19 protein-coding genes are annotated in these 19,442 nt (G+C 62.7%); 8 read left to right on the top strand and 11 right to left on the bottom strand.

Features of this window, described 5'->3' with window-relative positions:
- Window position 1: 1 nt before the first annotated feature.
- The 6 genes from KDB76_RS11680 to pstS all read right to left on the bottom strand — a co-directional run bounded on the left by KDB76_RS11680 (window position 2) and on the right by pstS (window position 5,192).
- Window positions 2-601 (bottom strand): hypothetical protein, encoded by a 600-nt coding sequence (locus KDB76_RS11680; protein WP_024086825.1) that lies wholly within the window; start codon window positions 599-601, stop codon window positions 2-4.
- Window positions 601-1,299, bottom strand: a complete 699-nt coding sequence (locus KDB76_RS11675) for a hypothetical protein (protein WP_038409355.1) — start codon at window positions 1,297-1,299, stop codon at window positions 601-603. The genes KDB76_RS11680 and KDB76_RS11675 overlap by 1 nt, the downstream gene beginning before the upstream one ends.
- Before the next feature lie 93 nt (window positions 1,300-1,392).
- Window positions 1,393-2,154 (bottom strand): phosphate ABC transporter ATP-binding protein PstB, encoded by a 762-nt coding sequence (pstB, locus tag KDB76_RS11670; RefSeq protein WP_049870846.1) that lies wholly within the window; start codon window positions 2,152-2,154, stop codon window positions 1,393-1,395.
- A 75-nt stretch (window positions 2,155-2,229) separates the two neighbouring features.
- Window positions 2,230-3,123, bottom strand: coding sequence for a phosphate ABC transporter permease PstA (gene pstA / locus KDB76_RS11665; RefSeq protein WP_024086822.1), 894 nt, complete (start codon window positions 3,121-3,123; stop codon window positions 2,230-2,232).
- Window positions 3,123-4,088: a phosphate ABC transporter permease subunit PstC gene (gene pstC, locus KDB76_RS11660; protein ID WP_013972145.1), complete on the bottom strand. Its 966-nt coding sequence runs from the start codon at window positions 4,086-4,088 to the stop codon at window positions 3,123-3,125. The genes pstA and pstC overlap by 1 nt, the downstream gene beginning before the upstream one ends.
- Before the next feature lie 72 nt (window positions 4,089-4,160).
- Window positions 4,161-5,192 carry a phosphate ABC transporter substrate-binding protein PstS gene (gene pstS, locus KDB76_RS11655; RefSeq protein ID WP_003259756.1) on the bottom strand — a complete coding sequence of 344 codons (1,032 nt, stop codon included), beginning with the start codon at window positions 5,190-5,192 and terminating at the stop codon, window positions 4,161-4,163.
- 289 nt (window positions 5,193-5,481) lie between these two features.
- On the opposite strand from pstS, the gene KDB76_RS11650 reads away from it, so the two are divergent.
- On the top strand, window positions 5,482-5,859 hold the full coding sequence (locus tag KDB76_RS11650) for a hypothetical protein (protein ID WP_024086821.1): 378 nt from the start codon (window positions 5,482-5,484) through the stop codon (window positions 5,857-5,859).
- A gap of 101 nt (window positions 5,860-5,960) precedes the next feature.
- On the opposite strand, the gene KDB76_RS11645 is transcribed toward KDB76_RS11650, so the two are convergent.
- On the bottom strand, window positions 5,961-6,194 hold the full coding sequence (locus tag KDB76_RS11645; protein WP_013972143.1) for a hypothetical protein: 234 nt from the start codon (window positions 6,192-6,194) through the stop codon (window positions 5,961-5,963).
- Between the two features lie 245 nt (window positions 6,195-6,439).
- Here KDB76_RS11645 and KDB76_RS11640 point away from each other — a divergent pair, with 245 nt between their 5' ends.
- The 5 genes from KDB76_RS11640 to KDB76_RS11620 all read left to right on the top strand — a co-directional run bounded on the left by KDB76_RS11640 (window position 6,440) and on the right by KDB76_RS11620 (window position 12,052).
- Window positions 6,440-7,315 (top strand): universal stress protein, encoded by an 876-nt coding sequence (locus KDB76_RS11640; RefSeq protein ID WP_038409345.1) that lies wholly within the window; start codon window positions 6,440-6,442, stop codon window positions 7,313-7,315.
- Window positions 7,316-7,658: 343 nt separating this feature from the next.
- Entirely contained in the window at window positions 7,659-8,885 is a 1,227-nt protein-coding gene (locus KDB76_RS11635) for an MFS transporter (protein ID WP_038409343.1), read from the top strand.
- A gap of 302 nt (window positions 8,886-9,187) precedes the next feature.
- Window positions 9,188-11,029: a potassium transporter Kup gene (locus KDB76_RS11630; protein WP_049870806.1), complete on the top strand. Its 1,842-nt coding sequence runs from the start codon at window positions 9,188-9,190 to the stop codon at window positions 11,027-11,029.
- A gap of 105 nt (window positions 11,030-11,134) precedes the next feature.
- The gene (locus tag KDB76_RS29760; RefSeq protein ID WP_235208045.1) at window positions 11,135-11,596 is read left to right on the top strand and encodes a hypothetical protein; all 462 of its coding nucleotides are present in this window, start codon (window positions 11,135-11,137) and stop codon (window positions 11,594-11,596) included.
- 135 nt (window positions 11,597-11,731) lie between these two features.
- On the top strand, window positions 11,732-12,052 hold the full coding sequence (locus KDB76_RS11620) for a hypothetical protein (protein ID WP_013972138.1): 321 nt from the start codon (window positions 11,732-11,734) through the stop codon (window positions 12,050-12,052).
- Window positions 12,053-12,514: 462 nt separating this feature from the next.
- On the opposite strand, the gene KDB76_RS11615 is transcribed toward KDB76_RS11620, so the two are convergent.
- Entirely contained in the window at window positions 12,515-14,140 is a 1,626-nt protein-coding gene (locus tag KDB76_RS11615) for a methyl-accepting chemotaxis protein (RefSeq protein ID WP_024088018.1), read from the bottom strand.
- Window positions 14,141-14,392: 252 nt separating this feature from the next.
- On the opposite strand from KDB76_RS11615, the gene KDB76_RS11610 reads away from it, so the two are divergent.
- Entirely contained in the window at window positions 14,393-14,791 is a 399-nt protein-coding gene (locus KDB76_RS11610) for a tetratricopeptide repeat protein (RefSeq protein ID WP_024086815.1), read from the top strand.
- 95 nt (window positions 14,792-14,886) lie between these two features.
- On the opposite strand, the gene KDB76_RS11605 is transcribed toward KDB76_RS11610, so the two are convergent.
- Window positions 14,887-16,377 carry a PLP-dependent aminotransferase family protein gene (locus KDB76_RS11605; protein ID WP_038409333.1) on the bottom strand — a complete coding sequence of 497 codons (1,491 nt, stop codon included), beginning with the start codon at window positions 16,375-16,377 and terminating at the stop codon, window positions 14,887-14,889.
- A gap of 15 nt (window positions 16,378-16,392) precedes the next feature.
- Here KDB76_RS11605 and KDB76_RS11600 point away from each other — a divergent pair, with 15 nt between their 5' ends.
- Window positions 16,393-18,132, top strand: a complete 1,740-nt coding sequence (locus tag KDB76_RS11600; protein WP_038409331.1) for an NAD(P)H dependent flavin oxidoreductase family protein — start codon at window positions 16,393-16,395, stop codon at window positions 18,130-18,132.
- Between the two features lie 151 nt (window positions 18,133-18,283).
- Here the strand turns inward: KDB76_RS11600 and dapA are convergent, their stop codons facing one another.
- Both dapA and KDB76_RS11590 read right to left on the bottom strand, forming a co-directional pair.
- Window positions 18,284-19,150, bottom strand: coding sequence for a 4-hydroxy-tetrahydrodipicolinate synthase (dapA, locus tag KDB76_RS11595; RefSeq protein WP_038409330.1), 867 nt, complete (start codon window positions 19,148-19,150; stop codon window positions 18,284-18,286).
- Between the two features lie 121 nt (window positions 19,151-19,271).
- Window positions 19,272-19,424 (bottom strand): hypothetical protein, encoded by a 153-nt coding sequence (locus KDB76_RS11590; protein ID WP_023661540.1) that lies wholly within the window; start codon window positions 19,422-19,424, stop codon window positions 19,272-19,274.
- Window positions 19,425-19,442 lie beyond the last annotated feature (18 nt).

Raw genomic sequence — 19,442 nt, 5'->3', positions numbered from 1 at the left:
CTCAGGAAGCGAGGGCCTGCGAACGCTGCTGTACCGGCATTTCATAGCGGTGCGGTTGCTGCCAGGCCAGCTGTGCCTGGACATCGACCGCCGCATCCATCACTTTCTGCGCCCAGTTCTCATCCTTGGGGCACACCACCACCACGCGAAAACCGTGGTCCACGCCTTCCAGCCGCACGCCCTCGGAATCATCGACATGCAGGTCGATATCGAAGGCCGACGGCAACTTGGAAGGCGCATTCTCAAGCCCGTTCACGGCCAGGATATGCTGGTGCCGGTCACTGTTGACCACGCCATCGACGCGGATACCGTAGAGCATCAGCCAACGGCGTATGTAGGACGGCGTGCGCCCCGACGAGGTGTAGATCCAGATGCTGCAGCCCTGGCGGCGCAAGTCGCGGATCAGCGAGCGCGTGCCACTGCGCAGGGGTTCACCCAACCAGCGGTGGAGGAACGCCGGCAGCTTGCTGTCCTCGGCGGCGGCATGGTCGGCCTGGCAGGCGAGCGTGTCGTCGATATCGAACGAAATGCGTATCTGCGGGCGGTTGAACGTGCGCTCGATGGCTTGCCGCCCGCGTTGGAACAGAGAAGAGCTTTGCATCAGCGGCACCTCTCGCGCGCAGGCATGGATGTGACGTCCAGGAAGAACTTGCCGGGCTCAGGCGCGTGCGCTTCAAGGAAAGCTGCATACTTTTTCTTGATCTTGGGTAGTTCGTACAAAGCCTTGACACCATGCTTGGCAGAGTTGCGTATGACCGAGGATGGGTTGAAGTAACCCTCGGCATTGTCCAGCGACAACACGAATGGCGGTAACCCCGCGCGCATCAGCAGGTAGCTGACAATGAGCGACCCTGTGCGGTTGTTGCCTTCGATGAACAGCTGCGGCTTGCTCAGAATTCGAACGTAGACACCCGCCGCGCGCTTCCAGATCGAATCGCTGCCATACGAGCAATACCAGTTGTAGAGGTCCTTGATGCCGCCCTCCACGTTGTTGAAAAAGTGCGCCTCGGTCGCCGCCAGGTGCGGGGCAAACTCCTGCCTGCGTGCCGGGTCGCTGCCGCACAGCACGGTGGCGTTGATCTCCAGCATCAGGTTCAGTTGCTGAAGGTCGAAAAGGTCGACACCCCGGGCGACATAGTCGTCAATCAGGGCATAGCCTTCAACCACATTCAGCAGCACCTCGTCGGTAAACGGATCGCGCGGTTCGGTGAAATGCTGGCTGAGTTCGGCAAAGCGGGCCTGCACCTCACGCAGTGCGCGCTCTACCGCTGGCAGATCAAGACGACGCGTCGCTGGCATTGGAAATCCCTGGTAACACTTGACGGAAGGTAATGCGGCCGGGTGTTGCAGCCTTCCTGACTGCAACACCCGGCCACCTTGGCACGTGCGGCCTCAGCTGAACTTGCCGCTGATGTAGTCGGCAGTCAGCTGCTCACGCGGGTTCTGGAAAATCTGCGTGGTCGGGCCCATCTCGACCAGGTAACCGGTACGGGTGCCCTTGGAGATATCGACCGAGAAGAACGCGGTGGTGTCGGCCACACGAATCGCCTGCTGCATGTTGTGGGTCACCAGGGCGATGGTGTAGTCCTTCTTCAACTCGACCATCAGCTCCTCCACCCGGCGGGTGGCAATCGGGTCGAGTGCCGAGCAGGGTTCGTCCAGCAGCAGCACTTCCGGCTCGGTGGCGATGGCGCGGGCGATGCACAGACGCTGTTGCTGGCCACCGGACAGTGACAGGCCGCTGACCTTGAGCTTGTCCTTCACCTCGTCCCACAGCGCGGCGCCCTGCAGCGCGTGCTTGACGCGGTCACCGATGTCGCCCTTGTAGCGGTTCAGGCGCAGGCCGAAGGCGACGTTGTCGAAGATGCTCATGGAGAACGGGTTGGGCTGCTGGAACACCATGCCGATGTAGCGGCGCACCACCACAGGGTCGACGCCCTTGCCGTAGACGTCCTGGCCCAGGAAGTGCACATGGCCTTCGAAACGGAAGCCCTTCACCAGGTCGTTCATGCGGTTGAGGCTACGCAGGACGGTACTCTTGCCGCAGCCAGACGGCCCGATGAAACCGGTGATCTCGTTCTTGCGGATCGGCACATGGCTGTCGCGAACGGCCATGAAATTGCCGTAGAAGATCTTGTCCAGCTTGCAGTCCATGACGATGGGGGCTTCGCTGACCACGGGAGCGGCTTTTGGCGCAGTGGATACGTTCAAGGTCGGATGCTCCCTTTCTCAATACTTGGGCTTGCCGAATACTCGGCTCAGAATGTTGATTACCAGCACGATCATCACCAGTACCAGCGAGGCCGCCCAGGCGAGCTCGAGCTGGTTGTCGAATGGCATGCCGGAGAAGTTGTAGATCAGTACAGCCAGCGAGGCCGTCGGGTTCATGACCGCCAGGTCGCCGTCATGCAGGATCCAGTAGTTGCTGAACAGCGCGGTGAACAGCAGCGGCGCGGTCTCGCCGGCGGCACGGGCCACGGCCAGCATGACGCCGGTCAGGATGGCCGGCAGGCCGGTGGGCAGGACGATTTTCCAGATCACCTGGGCACGGGTGCAGCCCATGCCGTAGGCAGCATCCTTCATGATCTTGGGCACCATCTTCATCGACTCTTCAGCGGTCAGCACGACGATGGGCAGCATCAGTACCGCCAGGGCCACACCACCTGCCGGCGCGGAGTAGGTGCCGGTGGTCATCACCACCAGGGCATAGGCGAATACGCCAGCCAGGATCGACGGCAGGCCGGTGAGCATCTTGGCGGCAAAGCGCGCGGCGTTGGCCAGCTTGCTGTCCGGGCCGAGTTCGGCCAGGAACACCGCGGCCAGGATACCGACCGGGACGGCGATGGCAGCAGCAATGCCGACCATGACGAAAGTACCGGCCATGGCGTTGCCAAAGCCCCCGCCCATCTCGAAGCCGGTGGGTGGCAGCTCGGTGAACACCTCCAGGTTGAGGCGTGCGCCACCGCGAGTGATCAGCATGTACAGCACGGAGATCAGCGGCACGCTGGCAACCAGTGCCGCGAACCATGCCAGCGTGGTCAACACCAGGCTGCGCAGGGAACGGCCTTCCAGCTTGCGCTGCAGGCTGGGCAACGCGTTTGCAGGGGTGGTGAGGTTGGTCATCATTTGTTACCCCGCTGGGCGTAGAGCATGATCATCGAGCCGAGCACGTTCACCAGCAGGGTGATGAACATCAGCACCAGTGCGGCGTACATCAGCACCTCGACCTCGTTCGGGCCGGCCTCCGGGAAGTTCAGGGCCAGCAAGGCCGCCAGCGTGTTGGCCGGGGCGAACAAGGACAGGGAAATGTTGTTGGCATTGCCCACCAGCATGGCCAGCGCCATGGTTTCACCCAGCGCACGGCCCAGGCCGAGCACCAGCGAACCAAAGATACCGGTAGCTGCCGATGGCACCATTACCTTGAGAATGGCCTCCCAGTGGGTGGCGCCCAGGCCGTAGGCGGCCTGCTTGGTCTTCATCGGCACGCTGGTCAGGGCGTCCTGCGAAACGGCGGCGATGGTCGGCAGAATCATGATCGCCAGCACCAGCGCGGCAGGCAGCAGCCCTGGGCCGCTCAGGGAAGTACCAAAAAAGGGAATCCAGCCCAGCTCGCTGTTTAACCAGGTGGTCAGCGGGCGAATGGCCGGGATGACCACATAGATCCCCCACAGGCCGTAGACGACGCTGGGGATGGCAGCGAGCAGCTCGACGATGGTGCGGAACACCGCCGCCAGCCGGGCCGGGAGGAAGTCCTGGGTCAGGAAGATGGCCATGCTGACGCCGAAGAAACCGGCGATCAACAGGGCGATCAGGGCGCTGTAGAGCGTGCCCCAGATCGCTGGCAGAATACCGTACTTGCCTTGGTTGACGTCCCAGACACTGCCGAACAGCACGTCAAAGCCGTGCTTCTCGATGCCTGGCAGTGCCTTGCGGCCCACTTCGTAGACCAGCGCGAAGACCAGCGCCAGCACCAGCACCACACCGATGCGTGCAAGCGCACGGAAGGTGCGATCAACCAGGAAGTCTTTCGCAGACGGTGGCTGGCACGCGGAGTCGGGGTTAGCCGGGATGGCAAAAGGAGTGTTCATGGGCAAGTTCCGGGACAGAGGGCAAACACACCCGGCATGGCCGCCAGACCACACCGGGAGCGCCTGGGCGTGTTACTGGATGTTGGCGGACGCTTTGCGTACCTGGTCGACAACCGACGCTGGCAGCGGGATGTAGCCCATCGAGTCGGCGATCTTCTGGCCTTCGGTCAGGCTGTATTCGACCATTTCGCGCATGGCCTTGGCCTTGGCCGGGTTACCGTTGTCCTTGCGGAAGATCATCCAGGTGTAGGAGGTGATCGGGTAGGACTTGGCACCGTCCGGGTCAGGCAGCCAGGCCACCAGGTTCTCCGGCATCTTCACCGCAGCCAGCGCCTCGGCACCGCTCTCGGCGTTCGGCACTACGTATTGGCCGGCCTTGTTCTGCAGCTGGGCGAAGTCGACCTTGGCCAGCTTGGCAAAGCCGTATTCGATGTAGCCGATGGCGCCTGGGGTCTGGCGGACGGTGGCGGTTACGCCATCGTTCTTCGGCGACTTGATGAACTTGTCGCTGGCCGGCCAGTTGACGGTGTTGCCTTCACCCAGCGCTTGCTTGAAGTCAGCATTGATGGCCGACAGGTGCTTGGTGAATACCGCAGTGGTGCCGCTGGAGTCGGCACGCACGACCACGGTGATCGGGGTAGCTGGCAGTTTCAGCTCAGGGTTGGCCGCGACGATCTGCGGGTCGTTCCACTGGGTGATCTTGCCGAGGAAGATGTTGGAGTACACATCGCGTGGCAGCTTCAGCCCTTTGGGGTTGCCTGGCAGGTTGTAAGCCAGGACGATTTCACCGGCGGTCATTGGCAGCAACTGCACGCCTTCGCCGACCTTGGCGATTTCTTCGGCTTTCATTGCCGAGTCGCTGGCGGCAAAGTCGACGGTCTTGTTCAGAAAGTCCTGAACACCCGCCCCGCTCCCCTTGGACTGGTAGTCAACGGTGACACCGTCGGTTTCCTTGCTGAAGGCCTTGAACCAGGTCAGGTAGATCGGTGCCGGGAAACTTGCGCCGGAACCGGTCAGGCGGATGTTCTCTGCGGCAAAGGATGCCGAAGTGGCGCAAAGAGAAACGGCAACGGCGAGTGCAGCAGATTTCATCAGGCGTATCATCGAAAAGCGCTCCGTGTGATGGCCGGCACACTTTGCAGCAGCAATGTTACAGCTTTGTGACCGATGAATGGCAGGCCGCACGGTAGAGCCGTCTGGCGGCGCCATCACGGCAACATCAGGGGCCAGAGCCCTGGAGCGGTTCCTGTCTGAACCCTACGGCTTCGATGTGTCGGTTGAATGACTGTTTAGAGAGGGCAACCGGTTTGCTGGCACCGCTGGTCGATTACCGGGCACTCTGGCGTTGCCGCGGCATTCAACCGCTCATGTAAACCAGACGGGAGTGAATGCCATGCCACGCGGCGACAAGGACAAATACACCGACAAGCAGAAGCGCAAGGCCGAACATATCGAGGAAAGCTACGAGCACAAAGGCGTGCCGAAAGACCAGGCCGAAGCGCGTGCCTGGGCCACCGTGAACAAACAGTCCGGTGGAGGCGAGAAGAAAGGTGGCTCGGGTAAGGCTACATCCTCCAGCGAGAAGAAAACTGCCCGGTCGGACTCGGCCAAACGGGCGGCGAAGTCGCGCCAAGGTCATTCCCGCACATCGGGCAGCTCCCTGGAAACCCAGAGCAAGCAAAGCCTGATGAAGGAAGCGCGCAGCAAAAACATCAAAGGGCGCTCCACCATGACCAAGGCACAGTTGGTGGAAGCGCTCAAGCACGCATGACCGCAAGCCCTGAACCGGGCGCAATCCCTGTGGGAGCGGGCGTGCCCGCGAAGAACGCAATGTGATGCATGGCACCGGCTACGCCGGTGTCCGCCACAGCATCAACCATTCCCGGCGATATCCGCCGTGTCGGCATCCCGGCAACTGTTGCGGGATGCGCATACGAATTCCGCCTCGGCACGTGTGGGGTAGTTGAGGGTCAGGCGCAGCTTTTCCTGTGTGTCATAAAGGTCATAGCCCTCCCCTAACGTTGCGGGAAAGCCAATACTACGCGGGTAAATCTCTTTCTTGAGCGGCACAGCGGGAACCACAACAAAGCGCATCTGCATGATCATCCCCCTCCCGGCAGTCTCTTAGTATTAGTACTGCTACGGGAAAGCATCAAGTTGACTCATGCAAACAATCGCAATAGCCCTGCGAGCCTATCAGCCGAAGTGCTCCCTTGACGCACGTCAAGCCGCTGGGCCGGGTTCGCGCGACGATGGCTGTCAGCAAGGAACGAATCGAAAACCGCCATGCGCATTGTGCTCAAGGCCATCGCCATCGATCACTGTGCGCGGCCTTGGATAAGGAGTCCCACATGAGCCACCTGAACCACGTACTGGTAGCAACCGACCTGTCCACCTCCGCCCGCAACGCGGCAGAGCGCGCTGCGCACCTGAGCAAGGCGCAGCAGGCATCGCTGGACCTGCTGTACGTTGCCAACCCGGCCCCCTTCGAGCGCTTGAAGCAGCTGGTCGCACCTGGTGATGATCTGCTGAAGCGCGTGCTGGATACCGCTGGCGAAAAAATCCGCGCACTGGCTGCAATGCTGTTCCAGCGCCATGACATCGCCGCTGGCGTGCAGGTAGCGCATGGCTCGGTGACCACGGAGATCACCCGTGTGGTGCAGGATAAACGCAGCGACCTGCTGGTATGCGGGGCGAAGGGCCAGAGCGTAGCGCGGCGCCTGCTGCTGGGCTCCACGGTGCAGAAGATGCTGAACCGCATGCCCTGCCCTTTGCTGGTGGTCAAGCAGGCGCCACGCGATGCCTACCGGACCTTGCTGGTTGCAGTTGATTTTTCGCCTTCGTCACTGCGCTCCATCGAACTGGCAAAAGCCATTGCCCCACAGGCCGAGATCATTCTGTTGCATGTTTACGAAGCGCCGTTCGAAGGCAGCATGCGTTTCGCCCACATCGACCATGACACCCTTGCACACTACCGCAATGTCATCCGCAAGGATGCGGTCCAGCAGCTCGCGGCCTTGAGCGAAACCGCCGGAGTGGCAGATGCTCGGCAAATCGTGGTGCATGGCGACCCTGCCTGGCGGATTGCCGAGCAGGAACAAGAACTGGAATGCGACCTGATCGTGGTTGGCAAGCAAGGGGAAAGCGCGCTTGAAGAGCTGCTGATAGGCAGCGTCACCAAGCATGTGCTGAACGAATCCCAGTGCGATGTGCTGGTATCGCCATAGGATGCAAGTGATGTGGAGGACGCTTGCGTGTCCTCCACCGAAGCACCCGTCATCCACCGCGGCGCCTGCTTCGCGGGTAAACCCGCTCCCACATGGATCGCGCTGGCCTTCAGGTTGTGGGCACGACCGTAGCGCCCTCTGTTTTTTCTGGCTTCAGGCACCAAAGCATTTCTCCCCTCCAACAGCGGGCGCTCTGCGCAAGGCGTTTCATCGATTGCGCTGATGATTACTATCGAGCGACCCGCATGTTGGCCAGGCGAAACCGCCCCCTATAATCCCCGGCAAATTTCCCCCGCTCCTTGCGCCTGCTTCAGGCGACATCCCTCTCTTGGAATCCAATACCATGCCAAGTGCCAGCCAGGCCCCTCGCGGCCTCCCCGAACATGATCAACAAAGCGTCAGCCAGCAGTGGCTGGCAATCCTTTCGGTCGCCGTCGGCGCTTTCGCCCTGGTGACCAGCGAGTTCCTGCCGGTGGGCGTACTCAACGATGTTGCCAGCGACCTTGGCATCAGTGCAGGCCACGCCGGCCTGATGGTCACCCTGCCCGGCATCATGGCCGCCCTCGCCGCCCCGCTACTGTCGGTGGGCATTGGCGCCCTGGACCGTCGCTACCTGCTGATCGGCCTGACGCTGATCATGATCATCGCCAATGCGGTGGTGGCCTACGCCAGCGACTTCAACCTGCTGCTGTTCGGCCGCGTGCTGCTGGGCGTGAGTATCGGCGGCTTCTGGGCAACGGCCATTGCCCTCAGCGGCCGCCTGGCGCCAAAGGGCGTGGGCGTAGCCCAGGCCACCTCGATCATCATGGTCGGTGTAACCCTGGCCACCGTGCTGGGCGTGCCGGTAGGCACCTGGTTGAGTGGCCTGATGGGCTGGCGCATGACCTTCCTGATAACCGCGCTACTGGGCATACCGGTGCTGCTGGCGCAGATCCTGTTGCTCCCGCGGCTCAACCCGGACAAAGCCATTCGCATCAGCGACCTGCCGGCCCTGTTCATCAACCCACAGGCGCGGGTTGGCCTGATTGCCGTGTTGCTGATCGGCCTGGCGCACTTTGCCGCGTACACCTATGTCGCGCCCTTCTTCAAACAAAGCTCCGGCTTCGATGGGCCTACCATTGGCTCGTTGCTGCTGCTTTATGGCGTGGCCGGGGTATTCGGCAATATCTTTGCCGGTTTCGCCGCCAACCGCAGCGTACGTCACACCCTGCTGCTGGTAGCGCTGATGATCGGCACCAGCACTGCCCTGTTCCCTCACTTCGCCACCGGCATGACCGGTGCCGCGATGCTGATCGGGTTGTGGGGCTTCGCCTTCGGCGCGTTCCCGGCCTGCGCCAGTATCTGGATGTTCGTCGTCGCGCCCAAGGATGTCGAATGTGGCATGCCGCTGTTCGTTGCCATGTTTCAGGTGATCATTGCACTGGGCTCGTTCTTCGGCGGTCGGATCGTCGACCAGCTGGGCAGCTCGGTGTTGCTGAGCCTGGCCACGGCCCTGGTGGGTTGCGGTTTCGCTACGGTGCTGGTGCTGGGGCGTAACGTCAGCAACAGCCTGGCGGCGCAACCTGGCTGACCAAACCATCGCCGGCAGGCCAGCTCCCACAGGGACCACGTAAACTCTTGAAGTCTGCGCTGTACCTGTGGGAGCTGGCCGGGCCGCAAAGCGGCCCCGAATTGCTTAACTGACAAAATATTGGGGCGCTGGCTGATTTTTTACGCTCTTTTTACGACTGAGCCGGCAGACAGAAGGAATACTGGGCGCGCGATGCTCAGGGATGGCATGCATTTATACCCGCCAGTCCAGAGAAACCTTTCGTGAGCCAGCCCACCGTCATCGCAAATCAATCCCTTCCCGCCAAGTCCAACCCTGTCGGCATGCTCGTCGCCGCTGTCGGCGTGGTGTATGGCGACATCGGCACCAGCCCGCTGTACACCCTCAAGGAGGTGTTCGCCGGGCACTATGGCGTACAGGCCAACACCGCTGGCGTACTCGGAGTGCTGTCGCTGGTGTTCTGGTCGTTGCTCTGGGTGGTATCGCTAAAGTACGTACTGTTCATCCTGCGTGCCGACAACCAGGGCGAAGGTGGCATCATGGCCCTGACCGCCCTGGCGCATCGGGCGGCGGCGCCCTACCAGCGCCTGGGCAGGATACTGGTGCTGCTCGGCTTGTTCGGCGCCGCGCTGTTCTACGGCGACAGCATGATCACGCCGGCGATTTCCGTGCTATCGGCCGTCGAGGGCCTGCAACTGGCCTTCGACGGTATCGAGCATTGGGTCGTGCCACTGTCGGTGGTGGTGCTGGTGGCCTTGTTCCTGATCCAGAAGCATGGCACCGCGCGCATCGGCATCCTCTTCGGGCCGATCATGGTGCTGTGGTTCGTCGTGCTGGGTGCACTGGGCCTGCACGGCATCGTCCAGCGCCCGGAGGTGCTGCAGGCACTCAACCCGCTCTGGGCGGTGAAGTTCTTCGTGCTGCACCCGGGCATGGGCGTGGCGATCCTGGGCGCGGTGGTGCTGGCGCTGACCGGCGCCGAAGCGCTCTACGCCGATATGGGGCACTTCGGCCGCAAACCCATCGCCCGGGCCTGGTTCCTGCTGGTGCTGCCCGGCCTGGTACTGAACTACTTCGGCCAGGGCGCACTGATCCTCGGCGACCCGCAGGCAGTGCGCAACCCGTTTTACCTGCTGGCGCCCGAATGGGCCCTGCTGCCTATGGTCGGGCTGGCCACGCTGGCCACCATCATCGCGTCCCAGGCCGTGATTTCCGGTGCGTTCTCGCTGACGCGCCAGGCCATCCAGCTGGGCTACGTACCGCGCATGTTCATCCAGCACACCTCCAGCGAGGAACAGGGGCAGATCTATATCGGTATGGTGAACTGGGCACTGATGGTTGGCGTGGTGCTGCTGGTGGTCGGCTTCGAGTCGTCCGGGGCGCTTGCAGCAGCCTATGGCGTAGCCGTGACCGGGACCATGCTGATCACCACACTGCTGGCTTCGGCAGTGGTGCTGTTGCTGTGGAAGGCACCCCGCTGGCTGGCACTGCCGATGCTGCTGGCATTCCTGCTGGTCGATAGCCTGTATTTCGCCGCCAATGCGCCGAAGATCCTCCAGGGCGGTGCATTTCCGGTGATTGCCGGCCTTGCACTGTTCACCCTGATGACTACCTGGAAGCGCGGGCGACGGATGATCGTCGAGCGGCTGGACGAAAGTTCGCTGCCGCTGGACCTGTTCATTACCAGCCTCAAGGCCCAGCCGCCTCACCGCGTGGGCGGTACTGCCGTATTCCTGTCCGCCAGGCCCGAGGCGGTGCCTCACGCCTTGCTGCACAACCTGCTGCATAACCAGGTACTGCATGAACAAGTGGTGCTGTTGACCGTCGTGTTCGAGGACGAGCCACGGGTCAACGCTGGCAAGCGCTTTGAGGTCGAGGAATTTGGTGATGGTTTCTTCCGCATGAGCCTGCATTTCGGCTTCATGGAGGAGCCCGACGTGCCGTTGGCGTTAAGCCGCTGTCAGCGTGCGGACCTTGAGTTCGGCCCCATGCGCACCACTTATTTCCTCAGCCGGGAGACGGTCATTGCAGGCAGGCAAATGGGCATGGCCCGCTGGCGTGAGCACCTGTTTGTCTTCCTGCTGAAGAATGCCAACAGCAACCTGAAGTACTTCAAGCTGCCGCTGAACCGGGTGATCGAGCTTGGCACCCAGGTCGAGATCTGAGCAGTCATGGACCACGATCCTTTTGTCAGGACGACAGAACTTGCAAAGCCGCTGCTTGTCTTACCAGCACCTGAGCTCTACCTGCGCCGTTGGAGGCGAAACAACATGAGAAAAACCCTGGTGGCCGTCTTTGCGTGTGCTCTGGCATTCGGCGCGACGGCAATGTTACCTGCCGATATCTCGCCGATGGGTTCCGCGTATGCCAAAGGCGGTGGCGGTGGCGGTGGCGGTGGCGGTGGCGGCCACGGTGGTGGTGGTGGCCACGGCGGCGGCAATGGCGGTGGACGTGGCGCCGGCATGGGTGGGCACAATGGTACTGGCAATGGTGCGGGTCTCGCGGGTGATCATGCCGGCAAGGCTACGCGCGATCATGGTGTGAGCGGCAATCATTATGGAAGCTCACGTAACCAGGACAACGGCCATGGGACCACCACCTCAGGCATTGCCCAGTCCAAGGATACTCGCGGCTTGACGAAATCTACCGCTATCTCGGGGACTACGCCCGGTGATCACAATGCCAAGGGGCTGAGCGGCGCGGTACAAAACTCCTCCAAGAATGATCGATGAGCTTAAGGCTGCCAGGTACTGAAAGGGCCTGGCAGCCGCTTCGTCGAAAGGCTGCGCACTGCGGAACTTAAAAGGCAACCTTATGTCGTATCCGCACTCAAATTTCCCCCCTGCGCCTTTTGGAAGCGAACAAACATGAAAAAAACCCTGGTAGCCGTCTTTACCTGTGCGCTGGCGCTCGGCGTAACTGCATTGTTGCCTGCCGATGTCTCGCCGATTGGTTCCGCATATGCCAAAGGTAATGGCAATGGCGGTGGCAAAGGTGGGTTCAACGGTAATGGCGCCGGCTACGAGAGTGATCATGCAGGCAAGGCCACCCGCAACCATGGCGAGAGCGGCAATCACTATGGAAGCCTGCGCAATGATGACAACGGCCGTGGCACTACCCGGTCCGGCATTGCCCATTCCAAGGAACACAACAAGGCCGGGCGCTCCTCTTCGAAGCACGATCGATAACTGAAAGCGCAGATGGCGTGCCCTCGAACCGGGCGATGCGGTTGATGGCACCGGCTGCGCCGGTGTTCGCGGGTAAACCCGCTCCCACAGGTACGGCGCATTTCTTCAGCTGATGGGCTCCCTGTGGGAGCGGGCATGCCCGCGAAGCAGGCGACGCCGTGGATGGCACCGGCTGCGCCGGTGTTCGCGGGCGCACCCGCTCCCACAGGTATGGCGCATTCCTTCAGCTGGTGGGGTCCCTGTGGGAGCGGGCATGCCCGCGAAGCAGGCGACGCCGTGGATGGCACCGGCTGCGCCGGTGTTCGCGGGCGCGCCCGCTCCCACAGGTATGGCGCATTCCTTCAGCTGGTGGGGTCCCTGTGGGAGCGGGTTTACCCGCGAAGCAGGCGACGCGGTGGAAGGCACCGGCTACGCCGGTGTTCGCGGGCGCGCCCACTGCCACAGTCTGGTGCCCGCCAAACCTCAAACCCTGAACCGCGCCACCAACGCCGCCATCTCCCCCACCAACCCCGACAACGCCTTGCTCGCCTCACTGGTCTGCTGCGCCCCCGCAGCCGAGGATGTCGACAACTCGCGAATGTTCAGCAGGTTGCGGTCTACCTCTCGCGCCACCTGGGCCTGCTCTTCGGCTGCGCTGGCAATCACCAGGTTACGCTCGTTGATCTCGCCGATCGCACTGTAGATACCCTCAAGCACCTGCCCCGAGGCCAGGGTCACGTCCAGCGTCGACTGGGCGCGGCTGGTACTGGCCTGCATCGAGGTCATGGCCGCTTCGGTACCCGCCTGCACGCGCCCGATCATCTGTTCGATTTCCTGGGTCGACTGCTGCGTGCGGTAAGCCAGTGTACGCACTTCATCAGCCACCACCGCAAAGCCGCGCCCGGCCTCGCCCGCACGGGCGGCCTCGATGGCGGCATTGAGTGCCAGCAGGTTGGTTTGCTCGGACACCGAGCGAATCACTTCCAGCACTTTGCCGATGTCCCGCACCTGCCCGACCAGTTGCTCCAGATGCGCGCTGCTGGCCTGGATCTCCCGAGTCATGGCCTCGGTGCCGTCGATGTTGTCGTTGACTTGCCGGCGGCTTTGCGCCGCCAGCTGGTTGGATTCGCTGGTGGTCTGCGAGGTGGTGATGGCATTGCGCGCAACCTCCTCAACGGCCGTGGTCATTTCGGTAACGGCGGTAGCGGCCTGCTCCAGCTCCTGGCCCTGCTGGCGCAGGTTGTTGGCGCTTTCCTCGGTGACCATATTCAGCGCCGTGGCGGCTGCGTCCAGCTGCCTGGCACAGTTGCTGATCTGCCCCAGGGTGTCGCGCTGGCTCTGCTGCATGCGCTCAAGTTCATGGAACAGCTGGCCGATCTCGTTACTGCCCTGCCCCTGCACCGGCACGCTCAGGTCGCCGCCGGCAATGCGCTGGAAGTGCCGGCCAGCTTCGCGCAGCGGGTGCAGCACGCGCTGGGCAATAAAGGCCCAGCACAGCACCGCCAACACCAACGTCACGCCCAGCAGCCCCAGACTCAGCAGTTGGGCGCGCGCCAGGCGCCGGTCGGATTCCAGCATGATCTGCTGACCGCGCTCACTCAATGCGCCAACCAGCTGCTGGCGCAGCGCCTGCAGCCGGCCCATGGCGTTGCCGGCGTCGGTGTTGACCTTGAAATACTGCTCGAGTGAACGTTGACGGGTTGCCTCACGCTGCCCGGCGACCGCCTTGGCATACTCGCCGTAGGTGGCCTGCAGTGCCGTTGCCAGTGCGTGCAGCGCAGGCTCGCGGGCGTTTTCGACAAACTCGTCCACCAGCTTCTGGCTCTTGTCGTTCAGCTCGACCGACAGCGCCATGCGCTTGTTGGCGCTTTCCTCATGACCACCCAGCTGCTCGATGAAGCCCGAGGACACATTGGCACTGGCGCGAATCGCCATCAGCAACGCATTGTTCAACCGGTCCGACTGGTGCGCGGTCTGGTCCAGTTCGGTGATCTGCTGGTCGCTGCCCACCGCCGCCCGCCAGGCACTGACGGTGGAAAACAGCAGGGTCACGCTGAACAGCGACAGCACCCAGAACATTCCGGTGCGGATCTTCAGGTTGGCAAGCATGGGGGCAGTACTCCTTGTTGGCACCACTTCTGGTCGATGATTCGACGGTGGGTGTGCTGCTATCGGAGGTACTACCCCAGGCTTGAGGCGCCGGAGTGCGGTTATGGGCGGTAACCGAACAGATGTTGTCGAGGCACATACCGGCAACGGGCAACAAGCCGACCAGGCGGGAACTTCAACGCTCCAATTCGGTCGATAGCATCCCCTCGCCCTCCAACCTGGCCCGCCCAAGCCCTGCCGAGTCTTCCGCCGATGCCCAGCACACCTGTTCTGTCAGCCCTGCTCCTGTTGTTCAGCGCAATCACGGCACAGGGCGCACTGGCCGGCGAACGCTACGCGCCCACACGCAGCAACAATGCTTCGACGGTGCTGATCGAAACCGCCTCGCAACAGTATGCCGACGGCCAGCTGGACCAGGCGGCGGCCACCCTGGAGCGTGCGCTGCACATTCAGCCGAACAACCCGGCAACATTGCACTACCTTGGTGTTTTGCGCCTTCAGCAAGGGCAGTATGAACAGGCCGAAACCCTGGCGCTTCGCTCCAACCTGCGTGTTGGCAACAATCACGCCCTGCGCAGCCGCAACCTGCAGCTGATAGAAGCCGCGCACAAGGCCCAGGGCTCGGGCATGCTGCCGACGGCTGCGCATTGACGGCGGCAAGACGCTGCGCGCGACGCTATTGTTCTGCCCGGTGATATAGGCAACTTCGTCGCTGGTCAGGACTGCCAGGCAGGCTGTCCATTCTACTACCCGGTAATCGCCTTCGCCGCCTGCGCCAAACGTTGTGTAGCCAGCCGGATTTCATCCATGTCCAGCGAGGCGAACCCGAGGCGCAAGGCATTTTCCGCATGACCAAACGGCGAAAACTGCCGGCCACTGCGTACCACCAGGTCCAACTCCAACGCCTTGCCAACCAACTGATCCACATTGATCTCGTCAGCAAACCTCACCCACAGCGCCAGCCCACCTTCCGGCTCGCGCACGGTTACCTGCTCGCCAAAGGCATCGCGCAAGCAAACCAACAGTGTCTCTCGACGTCGGCGATACTCCCGGGTGACCCGACGCAAGTGCTTCTTCAGTTCGCCATCATTGATCAAGTCCGCCAGCATCTGCTGCATCACCGCATCGCCCTGCCCCAGGGTCAGCGTCGCCCTGCGTTCGAGCGCTGCGGCCACCTCCGCCGGCGCCACGATGAAACTGCAACGGAACGTACTGCCCAAGGACTTGGACAATGAGCCAATGTAGATCACATGCCGCTGCTGACGGTCGCTGGCCAGCGGCAGGTAAGGCCTCCCGGCAAAGTGGTATTCATGGTCGTAGTCTTCCTCGACCACGCAGAAGTCGTGCTGCCGCGCCAGTTCCAGCAACTGCTGCCGGCGCCCGGCAGGCAGGCTGACCGTGGTCGGGAACTGGTGATGGGGTGTGATGTACAGCATGCGTACCTGGTGCAGCCGGCACAATGCATCGATCTGCTCGACCCGACAGCCCTCCTCATCCAGTTCTACGGTGACCAGCCGGGCGCCCAGCTGGCGGAAGATCTCCCACGCAGGCGGATAGCTCAGGCGCTCTACCAGCACAACGTCACCGGGCTTGAGCAGCACGCTGGCCACCAGGTACAGCGACATCTGCACGCCCTGGGTCAGGCAGATATGCTCGGCGCCAACGTTCAGGCTGCGATTGTGCCGCAGCATGTCGGCCAAGGCGCTGCGCAGGGAGTGGCTGCTGCACGCGCTGCCATGGCGCACGGTGTTGGCGGCAAAGCTGTTGCGCAAGGCATTACGGTAATAGCGGTGCAGAACGGTCTGCGGCAGCAGGCGGTGGTCACAGGCACCGTTGTCGAAGAACAGCGCACCCGGCCGATCCTGCTGCGCGGCAGCCTGTTCGTTGGCCGCGAAGTAGGCAACGGCAGGCTCCTCCTGGAGCACCAGGGCAAAGGGCTGCGCTGCGTCGGGCTCGGTCAGGGTGCCAGCCGCCAGCTGCCGACTGACGAAGGTGCCACGGCGCTGCACGCTTTCCAGCCAGCCCTTGGTCTCGGCTTCCTCGTAGGCGAGGATCACCGTCTTGCGATTGACGTTCAGCAGTTGCGCCATTTCCCGCGTGCCAGGCAACGGCGTGCCGGGGCGCAGGCGGCCCTCGGTGATAGCGGCTACCAGGCCCTCGACGATCTGCCTGTACGAAGCCTGCGGCTGCGCCCCGTCGAGCTTGAGCAGCGGCTGCCATTTGCGAAGCTGGACCATGTGAATTAACCGAAACTGGAGGTTCTACTGGTCCTGGACTATAGCAACAATCGAACCTCCACTTGCCCCGAGGTGCCTATGCAGAACCGCCACGTGATTGAATTGTCGCCCTCGGGCAAAACCTTCGACGCCAGCCAGGAGCTGCTGCTCGATGCCATGCTCGCCAGCGGTCTGCCGGTGCCCTTCTCATGCCGCCGCGGCGCCTGCGGCTCGTGCAAGGTCAAGGTGGTGTCGGGGCAGTATCGGGACAAGCAGCGGACGGCAGACATGCCCGCGCCCTGCTACCCCCTCGCCGCCGACGAAATGTTGCTGTGCCAGAGCCACGCCTGCAGCGACATGCGCCTGGAAATCCCCGGCTGGTCCCTGGAAACCCAGGCGCTGGAAATCCACGCGCAGGTTCATGGCAAACGCGAACTGAGCGCCGATATCGTCGAACTGGTGCTTCAGCCTGCGCAGCCGTTGGCGGTACGGGCTGGCCAGTACGTGCGCTTTCGGCTCGCCAACGGCGACAGCCGCTGTTTTTCCATCGCCAACCTGCCCGACCGGGACCAGGGGAAACTGGTGTTTCACATCCGCAAGGTCAGTGGCGGCCTGTTTACCGAACTCCTGCTGCCAACCCTGCAAGCAGGTGACACCTTGAAACTGGAAGGACCGGTGGGTGCCTGCACCTGGCAGCACGAGGCCCAGCGCCCCCTGGTACTGTTCGCCACCGGTACAGGTTACGCCGGCATCAAGCCATTGCTGCTGACCGCCCTGGCAGGTGATGCCGAGGTCACGTTGTACTGGGGCGGCAGATCGGACGCCGACTTCTATGACCGTGAGTTTCTCGACCAGGCCAGCCGTGCACACGCTCACTTTCGCTGGCACCCGGTGCTGTCGGACCAGGCGCGCGTGCAGCAGGTGGCGCTGGCCCAGGCCCATCGCTGGGCCGACACCCAGGTCTATGCCTGCGGCAATGCCACGATGATCAGCCAGGTTCGCGAGCAGTGCCTCGCAGCAGGCCTGCAGCCCCATCGTTTTGTCGCGGAGGCTTTCGTTGCCAGCGGCACACTGGCGCCAGAGGCTTCAACAGCCAGCCCGTTGCACCCGGAGCTGGAAAAAGTCGGCCCACGCTACTCGCTGGACGGCATGCTCGCTGCCCGCGAGCAGTCGGTGCGGGCCGTTGCTGCGATAGCGAACCAGCTGAAAGTCGGCATGACCACTGCCCAGGCGCTGGAGATGGCCGCGCAAACCTTGCAGGCGATGGGTGCATCGCACACCTGGCACCCGACCTACATCCGCTTTGGCGACGACACCGTGCGCACGCCGCGCCAAGGCATTGATCTGCAACGTGTATTACGTACTACGGATATCGTCGTGGTCGACGTCGGCCCGGTATGGGATGGCTATGAGGGCGACTATGGCGACACCTTCGTGTTCGGCCAGCACGAGCTGCACCACGCCTGCGTCAAGGCACTGCATGAGGTGTTCGACGAAACCCGCCAGGCCTGGGGCCGTGGCCTGACCGGGCGCGAACTGTACGACTTCGCCGAGCGCAGTGCCCAGGTAAAAGGCTGGCAGCTGGAGCGCAACCTGGCCGGGCATCGCATCGCCGACTTCCCGCATGTGCTGTATGGGCAGGACAAACTGGCCGAGGTGGAAATCGTCCCGAGCGAAGTGGTGTGGGTGCTGGAGATCCAGTTGTGCCACCCTAGCGAGCCGGTCGGGGCGTTTTTCGAAGACATCCTGATTGGTGAGGCCAGGTCGTTCTCATAGATTCAGAAGCAAGCGATCCGCGTACCCTGTGGGAGCGGCTTTAGCCGCGAAGAATCCAACGCGCTGCATGGCACCGGCTGCGCCGGTGTTCGCGGCTAAAGCCGCTCCCACAGGGGCCTTGCTGATTCAATGAGTTATGTGCCGTTCTATCTCAAGCACCGAGCGAATCCAGCACGCCTTGCAGCTTGCCCCGGGTCATCTCGGTGCACGGCTGCATGGGCTCTCGCAGTTCGTCGCTCATCAGCCCCTGTAGCTGCAAGGCCGCCTTGACCACAGCCGGGTTGGGCTCGGCAAAGGCCATCTTCATCCAAGGCAGCAATTGGTAGAACGTGCCGCGCGCGGCTACCCAGTCGCCATGGTCGACCTGCTGCAGCATGCGCACGTACAGGTCGGCCCGCACATGCGCCGAAGCCGAAATGGCCCCTGCGCCACCCAGGCACAGGTTGTTGAAGATCTGCACGTCCTCACCGGCCAGCACCTGGGCGTGGCCGTCCTGGATCAGTGCCATGGTGGTCTCGCTGTCACCGCCGCAGTCCTTCACCGCCGCGATGCGCGGGTGGCGCACGATGCGGCGCAGGGTTTCACGCTCGATACGTACCCCGGTGCGGTAGGGTATGTCGTAGACGATCACCGGTACGCTGGCGGCATCTGCCACGGTGCTGAAGAACGCTTCGATGCCGGCCTGCGAAGGCCGGATGTAGCACGGCGCAGGGACCAGCAGCCCGCCAATCTCACGCCGCTGGATTTCAGCCTGGAAGGCCAACAGCTCGCGCAAGTTGTAGCCCGACAGGCCCATCACCACCCTGCCCGGCTCCACCCAGGCCAGCACGGCATCCAGCACAGCCAGTTGTTCGGCCTTGGACAGCGCCGCCGCCTCGCCCATGGTACCGCATACCACAAAACCGGCCACACCCTCTTCGAGCAGCTTCTTCACCAGTTTTTCCAGGGCGGCGAAGTCGACTTCATTGGCGCGCAATGGCGTGACGAGGGCAATCCAGATACCACGGAAATTCGACATGCAAAAACTCCTGATGTTGACCGAAAGTCAGCGTCAGCAGGGCGGAGAGTCGAAGTGGTCTGGCAGGGATACCTGGCGCCTTCTGTCTCGTCAGCCCACCTGACGAGACAGCGCGCCTCGGTCAGATGAGCGGCTGTTTCTTGGATTTCTTGGCAACGGCAACGCACGCGCCTGCCTGGGCGATGAAGCCCGAAGCGAAAATGGCGTGGTTGGAAATGGACATGCCGGCAAGCCCGTTGCGTGGATATGGCTGGATAATGGTGGCGCGGCGCACTCGGTGTCAACACCGAGA

This window comes from Pseudomonas sp. JS425 (genome assembly GCF_018223845.1).
Lineage (GTDB): Bacteria > Pseudomonadota > Gammaproteobacteria > Pseudomonadales > Pseudomonadaceae > Aquipseudomonas > Aquipseudomonas asiatica.
This window is presented reverse-complemented; position numbering and strand designations above follow the sequence as displayed.

Bases quoted from the DNA above. Each gene is read 5' to 3' on its own strand.
- KDB76_RS11680 (WP_024086825.1), bottom strand. From the start codon at position 601: ATGCAAAGCTCTTCTCTGTTCCAACGCGGGCGGCAAGCCATCGAGCGC.
- KDB76_RS11675 (WP_038409355.1), bottom strand. From the start codon at position 1,299: ATGCCAGCGACGCGTCGTCTTGATCTGCCAGCGGTAGAGCGCGCACTG.
- pstB (WP_049870846.1), bottom strand. From the start codon at position 2,154: ATGGACTGCAAGCTGGACAAGATCTTCTACGGCAATTTCATGGCCGTT.
- pstA (WP_024086822.1), bottom strand. From the start codon at position 3,123: ATGACCAACCTCACCACCCCTGCAAACGCGTTGCCCAGCCTGCAGCGC.
- pstC (WP_013972145.1), bottom strand. From the start codon at position 4,088: ATGAACACTCCTTTTGCCATCCCGGCTAACCCCGACTCCGCGTGCCAG.
- pstS (WP_003259756.1), bottom strand. From the start codon at position 5,192: ATGATACGCCTGATGAAATCTGCTGCACTCGCCGTTGCCGTTTCTCTT.
- KDB76_RS11650 (WP_024086821.1), top strand. From the start codon at position 5,482: ATGCCACGCGGCGACAAGGACAAATACACCGACAAGCAGAAGCGCAAG.
- KDB76_RS11645 (WP_013972143.1), bottom strand. From the start codon at position 6,194: ATGATCATGCAGATGCGCTTTGTTGTGGTTCCCGCTGTGCCGCTCAAG.
- KDB76_RS11640 (WP_038409345.1), top strand. From the start codon at position 6,440: ATGAGCCACCTGAACCACGTACTGGTAGCAACCGACCTGTCCACCTCC.
- KDB76_RS11635 (WP_038409343.1), top strand. From the start codon at position 7,659: ATGCCAAGTGCCAGCCAGGCCCCTCGCGGCCTCCCCGAACATGATCAA.
- KDB76_RS11630 (WP_049870806.1), top strand. From the start codon at position 9,188: ATGCTCGTCGCCGCTGTCGGCGTGGTGTATGGCGACATCGGCACCAGC.
- KDB76_RS29760 (WP_235208045.1), top strand. From the start codon at position 11,135: ATGAGAAAAACCCTGGTGGCCGTCTTTGCGTGTGCTCTGGCATTCGGC.
- KDB76_RS11620 (WP_013972138.1), top strand. From the start codon at position 11,732: ATGAAAAAAACCCTGGTAGCCGTCTTTACCTGTGCGCTGGCGCTCGGC.
- KDB76_RS11615 (WP_024088018.1), bottom strand. From the start codon at position 14,140: ATGCTTGCCAACCTGAAGATCCGCACCGGAATGTTCTGGGTGCTGTCG.
- KDB76_RS11610 (WP_024086815.1), top strand. From the start codon at position 14,393: ATGCCCAGCACACCTGTTCTGTCAGCCCTGCTCCTGTTGTTCAGCGCA.
- KDB76_RS11605 (WP_038409333.1), bottom strand. From the start codon at position 16,377: ATGGTCCAGCTTCGCAAATGGCAGCCGCTGCTCAAGCTCGACGGGGCG.
- dapA (WP_038409330.1), bottom strand. From the start codon at position 19,150: ATGTCGAATTTCCGTGGTATCTGGATTGCCCTCGTCACGCCATTGCGC.